Annotated in this window: 9 protein-coding genes and 1 tRNA gene; 8 read left to right on the forward strand and 2 right to left on the reverse strand. The window is 75.0% G+C overall.

The features are described from left to right. The first annotated feature begins 19 nt into the window (after window positions 1–19). The 4 genes from cbiE (at window position 20) to AB0G52_RS01345 (ending at window position 7,841) form a co-directional block, all read left to right on the forward strand. Complete coding sequence (gene cbiE, locus AB0G52_RS01330; RefSeq protein ID WP_132889222.1) at window positions 20–1,246, forward strand: precorrin-6y C5,15-methyltransferase (decarboxylating) subunit CbiE; 1,227 nt, start codon at window positions 20–22, stop codon at window positions 1,244–1,246. A gap of 344 nt (window positions 1,247–1,590) precedes the next feature. Beyond that, window positions 1,591–5,499, forward strand: coding sequence for a nicotinate-nucleotide--dimethylbenzimidazole phosphoribosyltransferase (gene cobT, locus AB0G52_RS01335; protein ID WP_132889223.1), 3,909 nt, complete (start codon window positions 1,591–1,593; stop codon window positions 5,497–5,499). Between the two features lie 211 nt (window positions 5,500–5,710). Continuing rightward, window positions 5,711–6,943: a uroporphyrinogen-III C-methyltransferase gene (gene cobA, locus AB0G52_RS01340; protein ID WP_132889224.1), complete on the forward strand. Its 1,233-nt coding sequence runs from the start codon at window positions 5,711–5,713 to the stop codon at window positions 6,941–6,943. Between the two features lie 79 nt (window positions 6,944–7,022). Further along, window positions 7,023–7,841: an RNA methyltransferase gene (locus AB0G52_RS01345; RefSeq protein ID WP_132889225.1), complete on the forward strand. Its 819-nt coding sequence runs from the start codon at window positions 7,023–7,025 to the stop codon at window positions 7,839–7,841. A 10-nt stretch (window positions 7,842–7,851) separates the two neighbouring features. Here the strand turns inward: AB0G52_RS01345 and AB0G52_RS01350 are convergent, their stop codons facing one another. After that, entirely contained in the window at window positions 7,852–9,165 is a 1,314-nt protein-coding gene (locus AB0G52_RS01350; RefSeq protein ID WP_165939387.1) for a serine/threonine protein kinase, read from the reverse strand. 196 nt (window positions 9,166–9,361) lie between these two features. On the opposite strand from AB0G52_RS01350, the gene AB0G52_RS01355 reads away from it, so the two are divergent. The 4 genes from AB0G52_RS01355 (at window position 9,362) to AB0G52_RS01370 (ending at window position 11,873) form a co-directional block, all read left to right on the forward strand. Continuing rightward, complete coding sequence (locus AB0G52_RS01355; RefSeq protein WP_132889227.1) at window positions 9,362–9,637, forward strand: hypothetical protein; 276 nt, start codon at window positions 9,362–9,364, stop codon at window positions 9,635–9,637. A gap of 208 nt (window positions 9,638–9,845) precedes the next feature. After that, entirely contained in the window at window positions 9,846–10,022 is a 177-nt protein-coding gene (locus AB0G52_RS01360; protein ID WP_132889228.1) for a hypothetical protein, read from the forward strand. A gap of 475 nt (window positions 10,023–10,497) precedes the next feature. Beyond that, complete coding sequence (locus AB0G52_RS01365; protein ID WP_361332679.1) at window positions 10,498–11,424, forward strand: aminoglycoside phosphotransferase family protein; 927 nt, start codon at window positions 10,498–10,500, stop codon at window positions 11,422–11,424. 146 nt (window positions 11,425–11,570) lie between these two features. Next, window positions 11,571–11,873 carry a zf-TFIIB domain-containing protein gene (locus tag AB0G52_RS01370; RefSeq protein WP_132889230.1) on the forward strand — a complete coding sequence of 101 codons (303 nt, stop codon included), beginning with the start codon at window positions 11,571–11,573 and terminating at the stop codon, window positions 11,871–11,873. 49 nt (window positions 11,874–11,922) lie between these two features. Here AB0G52_RS01370 and AB0G52_RS01375 read toward each other — a convergent pair. Next, window positions 11,923–11,994: transfer RNA gene (locus tag AB0G52_RS01375), tRNA-Val, on the reverse strand.

The following is an 11,994-nucleotide window of genomic DNA, read 5'->3' on the forward strand; positions in this document are numbered from 1 at the left end:
ATTCTGGAGACTGACGACGATGGCCGACCGGGTCACGGTGATCGGCTGGGACGGCTCGCCGCTGACCGCCGCGGCACGCGGAGCGCTCGGCGCCGCCACGCTCGTCGCGGGCGCGGCCCACCATCTGGACCTCCCCGAGGTGCCGCAGGCCGCGGAGCGCATCCGCCTCGGCAGCGTCGCCCTCGCCGCCCGCCGGATCACCGGCCACCGCGGCACCGCCGTGGTCCTCGCCGACGGCGACCCCGGCTTCTTCGGTGTCGTACGGACCCTGCGCGCCCCCGAGTTCGGCCTCGAGGTCGAGGTCGTTCCCGCCGTCTCCTCGGTGGCCGCCGCCTTCGCGCGCGCCGGCATGCCCTGGGACGACGCCGAGGTGGTCGTCGCACACCGGCGCACCCTGCGACGCGCGGTCAACGTGTGCCGCGCCCACACCAAGGTCGCCGTCCTCACCTCGCCCGGCGCCGGCCCCGCCGAACTCGGCCTCCTCCTGGAGGGCGTCCACCGCACCTTCGTCATCTGCGAGGAACTCGGCACCGAACGCGAGCAGGTCCACGTCGTCACCTCCGACAAGGCCGCCGACCACGCCTGGCGCGACCCCAACGTCGTCATCGTCATCGGCGGTACGACCGGACCGGTGCCGGTGCCCGAGGGCGGCGGCTGGATCGCCGGCCGGGACCCGGCCGCCGGCCCGCGGGGCTGGGTACAGCCCGACGCGCGCTACGGCGACGGAGCACCGCTCGGCGAAGGGGAGACGGATCTGCTCCGGGCCGCCCAACTGGCCCGCCTCGGACCCCGGATCGGCGACCTCGTCTGGGACATCGGCTGCGGCAGCGGCGCGTTCGCCACCGAGGCCGCGCGCGCCGGAGCCGCCGTCATCGCCGTCGACCGGGACCTCGCGGCCTGTGTGCGCAGCGAGACGGCCGCCCGGACCTTCGGCGTCCAGCTCCAGATCGTGCACGGCGTCGCGCCCCACGTACTGGAGAACCTGCCCGAACCGGACGTCGTCCGGGTCGGCGGCGGGGGAGTCGCCGTCGTCGGCGCGGTCGCCGACCGCCGCCCGCAGCGCATCGTCACCCACGCCGCCACCCGGGACGCGGCCGAACTCATCGGACGCGACCTGACCGAGCACGGATACCAGGTCGAATGCGCGCTCCTGCAGTCCGTCGAACTCGACACCAGGGCCTGGACGGAGACCGAACGGAACGTCGCGTTCCTGCTCAGCGGGGTACTGCCGGAACGCGCCCCGTGATCCTGTTGTCATACTGCGCGCGGTAGGCTGGCCGATCGCTGCACCGCACCGGTGGCCCGGAAATTCGTTCGTCAATATCCGGAAAACGCGCTCCTTTTGGGACGGGTGTGGTACGGCAGAACCGGGGGACGCGCAACGTGGCGCAGTCCACAGCGGGCTGTCGCGGATCACGCTGTCGCGACGGTCGAACGGCCGGGACAATGCCACTGAATGGCTTTGTCGCCTTTTCCGGCGGGTCGTTCGTGCCGCTGGGCACGCACGCTCGTTCTTGACAGTGGGGCGGTCGGTGCGCCGCCCGGGCGAGCTGGTCGTAGAAGGCACTAACCGATGGGCGAGGGGTACGCATGACGGACACCGGCCAGGTCCCGGGCGAGGGACTGCCGGAGAGCGCAGGCATGGTGGAACAGCCGGGCGTTCCCGCGCACGGCGCGTACACCTACCTCTCCGAGTCGCCCGCCGAGGACGAAGAGCTGCTGCTGCCCGGAGCCCAGGGGGCCTGGGGCAACGAGGTGCCGCCGCCGCCCCCGGAGCCGGTCGTGGAGGCCGTCCACGAACCCGGCCCGCACGAGACGGGCGGCCGGGACAGCGGGTCGGTGGACCTCACCGCCGTCCGGCTGCCCAGCTCGGTTCCGGCGTCCCCGATCCTGTCGGTGCCGCACGATCCCGCGGCCACCCCGGCCCCGCGCCGCCCGCTGCACCTCGGCCCGCCGATCCCCGACGCCTCCGCCAGCCCGGTCCGCTCCCTCGCCGACCGCGGCCCCGCGGGTGCGCCGGTACGGCAGTCCGGGCTGCCGTCGGGCGGTCCGGAGTACCTCGACGCCCAGCCGCTGCGCGAGGCCGCACCTCAGCCCGCCGCGCCCTGGGGCACGCCGGGCACCGCCCCCCAGGCCGTCCCGGAGGCCACCCCCCAAGCCGTCCCGCAGGCCGCTCCGGTGGCACAGGTCGCCGCGCAGGCCCCGGCCGCCGAAACGGTTGTTCCCCTGCCGGAACCCGCGCAGGAACCCGTGATGGCCTGGCCCGCGGCCGAACAGCCCGCCGCCCAGCAGGCAGCGGTGCCAACTCCCGACCCGTCCGGCGCCGCCGCGGCCGCCACGGGGGCCGTGGCCGTCGGCGCGGCCACGGAACAGCAGGTGCCGGCGGTCGCAGAGGCGCAGTCCGCGCCCGCATACGCTCCGCAGGGCATGGCCCAGCCGGTCGGCGGGGACGTCCCCGTACCGGCGGCGGAGCCGGGGCCCGCGCAGGCCGCGCAGGCTCCGGAAGCTGCTCAGGGCGCGGTGCCGGGAGCCCGGCCGGAGCCGGGGCCCGCCCCGGACGCCCCACAGCCGCCGTCGCCCGTGCTGCCCGTTCAGGGTGGAGCGCCCGAGGCTCCGCAGCCGCCCGATGCCGGAAGCGCTCCGGGCGAGCCCGCCGTGCCGGCGGAGACCGCTGACGCTGCGGACCGGCCCGCGCCGGCCGTGGTTCCGGCGCAGGCCCCGGAGGACGCGGCTGCCGAGGAGGCCGTCGCGGAGGGTGTCGCTCCGCAGGTGGCGCCGTCGGAGGCGGTTGTTCCGGAGGCGGCGGGGCCCGAGGTGGCAGCGGACGCCGTGGCCGCCGAGCCGGGGCAGCCGGTGCCGTCGGCCGCAGGGCCGGTCGTGCCGGAGGCGCAGCCCGTCGAGCCGGTCGCGGCCCACCGGGCCGATCCCGAGGGGGGCGCACCGGAGCAGGCCGTGGCCGAGGGGGTGGCACCCCAGCAGGTGGTGACCGAGCAGGCCGTCGCCGAGCCCGCCGTCGCCGAGCCCATCGCGGCCGAGCCCGTCGTGGCCGGGGAGGCTGCCGGGCAGGTCGTCGCCGAGCCCCTCGCCGGGCAGGCCGTCGCCGAGCCCGTCGCCGGGCAGGCCGTCGCCGAGGGCGTCGCGGCCGAGCCCGTCGGGGCGGCGGAAGCCGTCGTACCCGAACCGGAGCCCGTTTCCGCGTCGGAGGCAGGTGTGCCCGAGTCCGTTCCGGCTCCGGAAGCGATGGCGGCCGAGGCGGCGCAGCCGCAGGCCGTCGACCCGGCCGTGCCGGCCCGGGCGCCGCAGCCCGCCGAAGCCCCCGCCCCCGTCGCCGAGGCCCCCCGGGCGCAGCCGGCACCCGCCCCCGGGGCCGAGGAGCCCGCGCCCGGCGCCCTGGTGGACGAGGCCGCCGCGGCGGCCGCCGCACCGCAGGCCGAGACCGTCACGCCGGAGACCGCCGACGTCGCGGAGGCCCCCGCGTCCCCGGACGCCCCGGAGCCCCTCGGGGAGTTCGTCGCCGTCGAGGGACAGGTGCCGACCACCCCGCACCTCGCCCCGACCCCGCCGCACCCCCTGGTGCTCCCCGCCCAGGACCAGGGCGAGCAGGCCCCCGAACCGGGCGCGACCGTCCCCGCGCCCCGCGAGGCCGAGCCCGGCGCCGTGGCGGAGCCCCATCCCGATGTCGTACAGCAGGCGGAGGACCTGGAGACCAGGGCCGCCGATCAGGAAGAGAGCACGGCCCCCGTGGCAGAAGCACGACAGTCCACCGGTCCGGCCGCGCCCGCCTACGACGACGCCGAGCGCGAGGCCGTCCTGAAGGTCATGCGGGAACGCCGGGACATCCGCAACGGCTTCCGCAGCGACCCCATCCCGCACGAGGTGCTGCTGCGCGTCCTGGAGGCCGCCCACACGGCGCCCTCCGTGGGCCACTCCCAGCCCTGGGACTTCGTGGTCATCCGCTCGGCCGACACCCGCCGCACCATGCACGAACTGGCGATGCGCCAGCGCGACGCGTACGCCAAGTCCCTCCCCAAGGGCCGGGCGAAGCAGTTCAAGGAACTGAAGATCGAGGCCATCCTCGACACCCCGGTGAACATCGTCGTCACCGCCGACCCGACCCGCGGCGGCCGCCACACCCTCGGCCGGCACACCCAGCCGCAGATGGCGCCCTACTCCGCCGCGCTCGCCGTCGAGAACCTCTGGCTCGCCGCCCGCGCCGAAGGCCTGGGCGTCGGCTGGGTCAGCTTCTTCGACGAGCGCGAGATGGTCCGCGCGCTGGGGCTGCCCGAGCACCTCGAGGTCATCGCCTACCTCTGCGTGGGTTATGTCGACGAGTTCCCGGAAGAGCCCGAGCTGATGCAGGCCGGCTGGTCCAAGCGCCGCCCGCTGTCGTGGGTCGTCCACGAGGAGACGTACGGCCGCCGCGCGCTGCCCGGCGAGGACCCGCACGACCTGCTCGCCGAGACCGTCGCCAGTGTCCGCCCGCTGGACGCCAAGGCGCTCGGCGAGGCCTGGGAGCGGCAGAAGCGGATGACCAAGCCGGCCGGCGCGCTCGGCATGCTGGAGATCATCTCCGCCCAGCTGTCCGGGCTGTCGCGGCAGTGCCCGCCGCCGATCCCGGAGCCCGCGGCCGTCGCCATCTTCGCCGGCGACCACGGGGTGCACGCCCAGGGCGTCACGCCCTGGCCGCAGGAGGTCACCGCCCAGATGGTGGCCAACTTCCTCGGCGGGGGAGCGGTCTGCAACGCGTTCGCCGGCCAGGTGGGCGCCGAGGTCTGCGTGGTGGACGTCGGGGTGGCCGCCGAGCTGCCGGCCACCCCGGGGCTGCTGCCCCGCAAGGTGCGCGCGGGCACCTCCGACATGACGACCGGTCCCGCGATGACCCGCGAGGAGGCCAAGCAGGCCATCGAGGTGGGCATCGAGACCGCCCGCGACCTGGTGGCGGCCGGCAACAAGGCACTCCTGACCGGTGAGATGGGCATCGCCAACACCACCGCGTCCGCCGCCCTGATCTCGGTCTTCACGGGTGCCGACCCCGCCGAGGTCACCGGCCGGGGCACCGGCATCAACGACGAGACGCTCGCCCGCAAGACCGAGGTCGTCCGGCGTGCCCTGGAACTCCACCAGCCGGACCCGGCCGACCCGATCGGCGTCCTCGCGGCGGTCGGCGGCTTCGAACACGCGGCGATGGTCGGCCTGTTGCTCGGCGGCGCGTCCCTGCGCACGCCCGTCATCCTGGACGGCGTGAGCGCGGGCGCGGCCGCCCTGGTGGCCCGCGCCATCGCCCCCGAGGTCCTGGCCGCCTGCATCGCGGGCCACCGCAGCGCGGAACCGGGCCACGTGGCAGCCCTCAACAAGCTGGGCCTGCGCCCCCTGGTCGACCTGGACCTGCGCCTGGGCGAGGGCACCGGCGCCCTGCTCGCGCTTCCCCTGGTCCAGAGCACGGCGCGGGCGATGCACGAGGTGGCCACGTTCGACTCGGCGGGCGTGACGGAGAAGTAGCGCACACAGGGGGGACCGCGGCCGAGGGCGCCCTCCGGCCGACCGGTGGTCGTGCCCGCCCGCGCCGCGCCGCGGTACGGGGGGCACGACCACCCGCAGCCATGCGCCGGCGACGACGCCCAGCCACTGGACACCCTGCGCCGCTGCGACCCCCGCCCCGTAAAATCTGCACGTCAGGGCTACAGCAACGCCTCGGAGGAGCCGCCACCTCATGGCCGAACACCCCGCCTACCCCGTAGGCCTCCGCCTCACCGGCCGCAAGGTGGTCGTCCTCGGCGGCGGTCAGGTCGCCCAGCGCCGCCTGCCCGCCCTCATCGCGGCGGGTGCCCGGGTCACCCTCGTGTCCCCGGAGGCGACCCCCTCGGTCGAGGCCATGGCGGACACCGGAGAGATCTCCTGGGCCAGGCGCCCCTACCAGGACGGCGACCTCGCGGACGCCTGGTACGCCCTGATCGCCACCAGCGACCCCGCCGCCAACACCGCCGCCTCCGCCGAGGCGGAGCGCCACCGGGTGTGGTGCGTGCGGTCCGACGACGCCGACCAGGCCACCGCCTGGACCCCGGCCACCGGCCACAGCGAGGGTGTCACGGTCGCCGTCCTCACCACCGACGCGCGCGGCCGCGACCCCCGGCACACCGCCGCCATCCGGGACGCGGTCGTCGAGGGCCTGCGCGACGGCACCCTCGTCGCCCCGCACCACCGCACCCGCACCCCCGGCGTCGCCCTCGTCGGCGGCGGCCCCGGCGACCCCGACCTGATCACCGTGCGCGGCCGGCGCCTGCTGGCCGAGGCCGACGTGGTGATCGCCGACCGCCTCGGCCCCCGCGACCTGCTCGCCGAACTCCCCCCGCACGTCGAGGTGATCGACGCGGCGAAGATCCCGTACGGCAGGTACATGGCCCAGGAGGCCATCAACAATGCCCTCATCGAGCACGCCAAGCAGGGCAAGTCGGTCGTACGGCTGAAGGGCGGCGACCCCTACGTCTTCGGCCGGGGCATGGAGGAGGTCCAGGCGCTCGCCGAGGCCGGTGTTCCCTGCACGGTCGTCCCCGGTATCTCCAGCTCGATCTCCGTGCCGAGCGCGGCCGGCATCCCGGTCACCCACCGGGGCGTCGCCCACGAGTTCACGGTGGTCAGCGGCCATGTCGCGCCCGACGACGAGCGTTCGCTGGCCGACTGGCCGGCGCTCGCGAAGCTCACCGGCACCCTCGTCGTCCTCATGGGCGTCGACAAGATAGGGAAGATCGCCGAGACGCTCGTCGCCCACGGCAGGTCCCCGGGGACCCCCGTCGCCCTGATCCAGGAGGGCACGACGGCCGCACAGCGCCGGGTGGACGCGACCCTGGCCACCGTGGCGGACGTGGTCCGCACGCACGAGGTGAAGCCGCCGGCGGTCATCGTCATCGGCGAGGTCGTGAACGTCGGCCCGCCCGCGTCGGCCTGAGCAGGCCGGGCGTAACCCCGGGTAACACAACCCGTCCCAGACCATTGGCACCCCACCCAGGACAAGGCAGTATCACCCTGTGGCCGATCTCATCACCGTTGAGGATCCCGACGACCCGCGCCTGCGCGACTACACGGGCCTGACCGACGTCGAGTTGCGCCGCAAGCGCGAACCGGCCGAGGGCCTGTTCATCGCCGAGGGCGAGAAGGTCATCCGAAGGGCGAAGGACGCGGGCTACGAGATGCGTTCGATGCTGCTGTCCGCCAAGTGGGTCGACGTCATGCGCGACGTCATCGACGAGCTGCCGGCCCCCGTCTACGCGGTCAGCCCGGAACTCGCCGAGAAGGTCACCGGCTACCACGTGCACCGGGGCGCCCTCGCCTCCATGCAGCGCAAGCCGCTGCCCACGGCGACCGAACTGCTGCGCACCACCCGCCGGGTCGTCGTCATGGAGTCGGTCAACGACCACACCAACATCGGCGCGATCTTCCGCTCGGCGGCGGCCCTCGGCATGGACGCGGTGCTGTTGTCCCCGGACTGCGCCGACCCCCTCTACCGGCGCAGCGTGAAGGTGTCGATGGGCGCGGTCTTCTCGGTGCCGTACGCCCGTCTCGACACCTGGCCCAAGGGGCTCGACTCGGTCCGCGAGGCCGGGTTCACGCTGCTCGCCCTCACCCCGGACGAGAAGGCGCGCAGCCTCGACGAGGCCGCCCCGCACCGTATGGACAGGGTGGCGCTGATGCTCGGCGCGGAGGGCGACGGCCTCTCCACCCAGGCGCTGGTCGCCGCCGACGAATGGGTGCGCATCCCGATGTCCCACGGCGTCGACTCCCTGAACGTCGGCGCGGCGGCCGCGGTCGCCTTCTACGCGGTGACCACCGGCCGCCCCCAGGCGTGACCCGCCGGGGCTACTCCCTAAGAGGCAGTGCCTGCGCCGGAATCCCGCCGCCGGGCACGCCCATCCCGTGCGCCGGACCCGAACAGCCCTGGGCGAGCGCGATGCCCAGGGCCACCAGCAGGGTCACCACGACGAACACGAACAGCCGCTGACGCAGCAGCCGGGGATTGGCCGGCCGCCGTCCGGTGCCCGTCGGACGCGGCGTGGGACGTCCGGTACCGCTGCGCGGCGCGGGCCGGCCACCGGTTCCCGGGCGGGTGCCGTTGCCACGGGGGGCGGGGGTGGGGCGGGTGCCGTTCGGCCGTGACGGCACCCCGCCGCCGGACCGCGGACCGCTGCCGCCGCGCGAGGGCGCGTTGCCGCGTACGGGCGCGCCCGGTGCGGACTGCGGCCGCCGCTGGGCCCGCTGCGGTTCCGGGTAGGTCTCGGCGAGCCGCCCGGTGGGCCGGTCGGCCTCCGCGGCCCGCGGCGACGGCGGCCGTACGTCGGCCATCCCGTGCGCCTCGCGCGCGGCGATCTCCTTCAGCCGCAGCGACAGCTGGAGCGTGCTCGGCCGGTCCTCCGGATCCTTCGCCAGACAGGCCCGCACCAGGGGCGCCAAGGCGTCCGGCACACCGTGCAGCGCCGGCTCCTCGTGGACGACCCGGTAGAGCATCACCTCGGAACTGCCGTGCCCGAACGGCGAGTCACCGGTCGAGGCGTACGCGAGGGTCGCGCCGAGCGAGAACACGTCCGTGGCCGGGGTGACGGCCGCCCCGCGCACCTGCTCGGGTGCGAGGAAACCGGGGGAGCCCACCGCCGTACCGACGTGGGTGAGTGTCGACGCCCCGGTGGCCCAGGCGATGCCGAAGTCGATGATCCGCGGCCCCTTCGGGGACAGCAGGATGTTGGACGGCTTCAGGTCCCGGTGGACGACCCCGGCCTCGTGCACCGCGACCAGGCCCTCGGACAGGGCCGCCCCGACCGCCGCGGCCTCCGCGGCGTGCAGCGGGCCCTCGTCGGCGACCTTGTCGTGCAGCGAGGGCCCGGGGACGTACTGGGTGGCGAACCACGGCCGCTCGGCCTCCAGGTCCGCCGCGACCAGCCGTGCCGTGCAACCGCCCCTGATCCGCCGGGCCGCCGAGACCTCACGGGCGAACCGCGACCGGAACTCCTGGTCCTCGGCCAAGTCCGGCCGGATCACCTTCAGCGCGACCCGCTGCCCCTTCTTGTCGGAGCCCAGGTAGACCACGCCCATCCCGCCGGCGCCGAGCCTTCTGTGAAGCCTGAACGAGCCGACGACGCGCGGGTCCTCGCGCCTCAGGCGCATCATCGCCATGTTCATCCCCGCTGCCCGGTCCGTCTGACGTGGCACAGCTTACGTTTACCGGGCCGCCCGTGCGCAGAGGCCGCGCCCTCTCGGTCCGATGGATTGTCAGTGCCGGGTGCGAGACTTGAGAAGTGGTCAGGAAGGCGCCCCAGTCGGCGCCTTTGAGCACCCGACTGCTCCAACAAGCCGTCACAGAAGGGGGATTGAAGCTGTGAAGGGTGACCGGGTGGAGATAGTCGTCGACGCCGGCGACACGACGCGCACCTACGAGGTGGTGGCGAGCAGAGCGGGCCGCCGGGTGGAGACGGCGGTACGACGGGGGGTGGTCGAAGTGAGCGAAGTCACGAGAAACGGGAGCGTTGTCCGGACCGCCCGCTTCATGGCCAACCGGGTCCTGGCCCTCGTCGAGCAGCCGGTGCCCCGTGAGGACATCTCGGAAAAGCCGGGAAGGACCGGGCACCCCCTCGGGGATGACCCGGAGACGTAGGTGGAGACACGGGGCGTCGTCTCCACCCAGAGGAGTACTCCGCAGGTCACGGCTCATCCTCTCGGAGGCCCGTGATTCGGTACGAGGGCATGACGCCCGCCGGGAGCCGCACGCCTAGATTTGAGGTCAAGCGGCGGGTGCAGCACTCGTCCCCCGAGGTCAGACACCCGCCGCTGCCAACGACAACTGAACGGTCAGGAGAGGGACCATGGCTCTTACGGCACAGCGGACACACACCACCCGCCCCCGCCGGCAGGGCCGCCGCCACCCCCTGGTGGCGACGCTGATGGCCCTTCCCCTGGCGGCCCTGCTCCTGCTGGTCTTCGACGGCTGGCAGACGGTGGCCACACAGGCGTCGTCCGTGGGAGCGATGCTGGGGCGCTGAGCGGCGACCCCAGGCCCGGAAGAGCGGTCCGGGCGGGGACATCCACCCATGAAACCCCGTGGGGACGGGGGTGCGACGGACGGCAAAAATGCCGGCGCAGCTGGGGAGCTGCGCCGGCATTGCTTTGCCTGCGGACCGACGTGCCGGCGGAGCGCACGGCGTGGTCGCGCGGCACCTGCAGGCGTGGGCGGGCGCCCCCCGTATCCCGCAGGCGTGGGCGGGCGACCCCCAGTACTCCGCCAGCATGGGCGCGCGGCTCCTGGCACTGCGCAGGCCTTGGCGGGCGACGCCTGGTACTCCGCCGGCGTGGGCGGCCGACGCCCGGCACCCCGCAAGCGTGCCGCGGGGCACGGCCAGCCGGTGACATCCGCCGCGCTGCACCCGGCACAGCGTCCTCCGCCGCAGCCCGCTGTGCACCCGGTCCGGCGAATCCCCGTACCCTCACCGCAGCGCAGCCGCACCTCCCGGGGGACCCGTGACCACAGACGTACTGCCCCAGCTGACCGCCGAGATCAGAGCCGCCGCCCACCCCGACGCCCCCGACGCCGCCCCCTGCGCCTGCGCGACCATCACCCTCGCCCACCGCCCCGACGCCACGGTCCTGCGCCACGCGGACACGGTCGCCAAGGCCCACGCCCCCGGCACCGACCCCACCGCCCTCGCCCTCCGCCTGGCCACCGCCACCCGCCTCCCCGACGTCTTCCTCCCGCCCCTCGCCCCGGCCACCGCCGCCTCCGTCGAGGGCCGCCCGGTCACCCTCTGGCCGTACGGCGCCCCCGTGGACCCCGAGGCCCCGGACACCGCCCCCTGGGAGGCCGCCGCGGCCCTCCTCGCCCGACTCCACCGCACTCCGTCCACCCCGGGCACACCCCCGATGCGCGGCCCCGAGAAGGCCGCTCTCGCGATGAGCCGCCTGCGTGCCACCCTGGCGGCCTCGCGCCCGCACCCCGCCGCCCGCCCCCTCCTGCGCGCGTGGTCCGCGCTGCCCGCGTGGGCCCGCGCCGAGGCACCCGCGCCCGACACCCACCCACGCGCCCTCTGCCACGGTGACCTCCACCTCGGCCAACTGGTCCGGCACCCGGCGCCGGACGGCCCGTGGCGGCTCATCGACGTCGACGACCTCGGCGTCGGGGTGCCGGCCTGGGACCTCGCCCGCCCCGCGTCCTGGTACGCCTGCGGCCTCCTCCCGCCCGACGCGTGGAACCGCTTCCTCGCCGCCTACCGCGCGGCCGGCGGCCCGGCCGTACCGGAGGGCGACCCCTGGGCCGCCCTGGACGTCCCGGCCCGTGCCCTGACCGTCCAGACCGGCGCCCGGTACCTCGCGAAGGCCGTCGCGGCGGACCGTCCGCTGGACGAGGTCGAGCAGTCCCTGATCGACGCCTGTGCCCGAATGGCCCCGTAATGACCCCTGAGCGGCCCTGGAGACACCCTCTTCCCGGTCCGGTCGGCGCACGATTCCCCGACGTACGCTGCAACCGCCCGGGGCCGGACGGAGTCTGTCCCGGAAGAACGTGAAGCAGTCTTCACCGGCGAGGAGTTGAGCCGACCATGCAGTGTCCGAAGTGTCATGCGCCGATGCACACCTACAACCGCAGCGGCGTCCAGATCGAGCAGTGCAGCGGCTGCCGGGGCATCTTCCTCGACTACGGCGAGCTGGAGGCGCTGACCCAGCTGGAGGCCCAGTGGGCGAACCCGGTCCCGCCCGCACCGCAGCCGTACCCGGCGGCCCCGCCCGCCCCGGCCTGGGGCGCCCCGCACGGCGGGGGGCACGGCCACGGTCATTACGGCGGCCACGGCCACCACGGCGGCCACCACAACAAGGGCTGGGCCCACATGCTCTTCTCCAGCTGAGCCCACGAAGAAGCCCCGGCCGCGCTGGGCGGCCGGGGCTCTGTGCGTGTGGACGATACTGGGATTGAACCAGTGACCTCTTCCGTGTCAGGGAAGCGCTCTCCCGCTGAGCTAATCGTCC

Origin of the sequence: Streptomyces sp. NPDC021562, assembly GCF_040640875.1 — a bacterium.
Taxonomy (GTDB): Bacteria; Actinomycetota; Actinomycetes; order Streptomycetales; family Streptomycetaceae; genus Streptomyces.

Coding starts and splice junctions, on each gene's coding strand:
- cbiE (WP_132889222.1), top strand. CDS start 20: ATGGCCGACCGGGTCACGGTGATCGGCTGGGACGGCTCGCCGCTGACC.
- cobA (WP_132889224.1), top strand. CDS start 5,711: ATGGCCGAACACCCCGCCTACCCCGTAGGCCTCCGCCTCACCGGCCGC.
- AB0G52_RS01370 (WP_132889230.1), top strand. CDS start 11,571: ATGCAGTGTCCGAAGTGTCATGCGCCGATGCACACCTACAACCGCAGC.
- AB0G52_RS01350 (WP_165939387.1), bottom strand. CDS start 9,165: ATGAACATGGCGATGATGCGCCTGAGGCGCGAGGACCCGCGCGTCGTC.
- cobT (WP_132889223.1), top strand. CDS start 1,591: ATGACGGACACCGGCCAGGTCCCGGGCGAGGGACTGCCGGAGAGCGCA.
- AB0G52_RS01360 (WP_132889228.1), top strand. CDS start 9,846: ATGGCTCTTACGGCACAGCGGACACACACCACCCGCCCCCGCCGGCAG.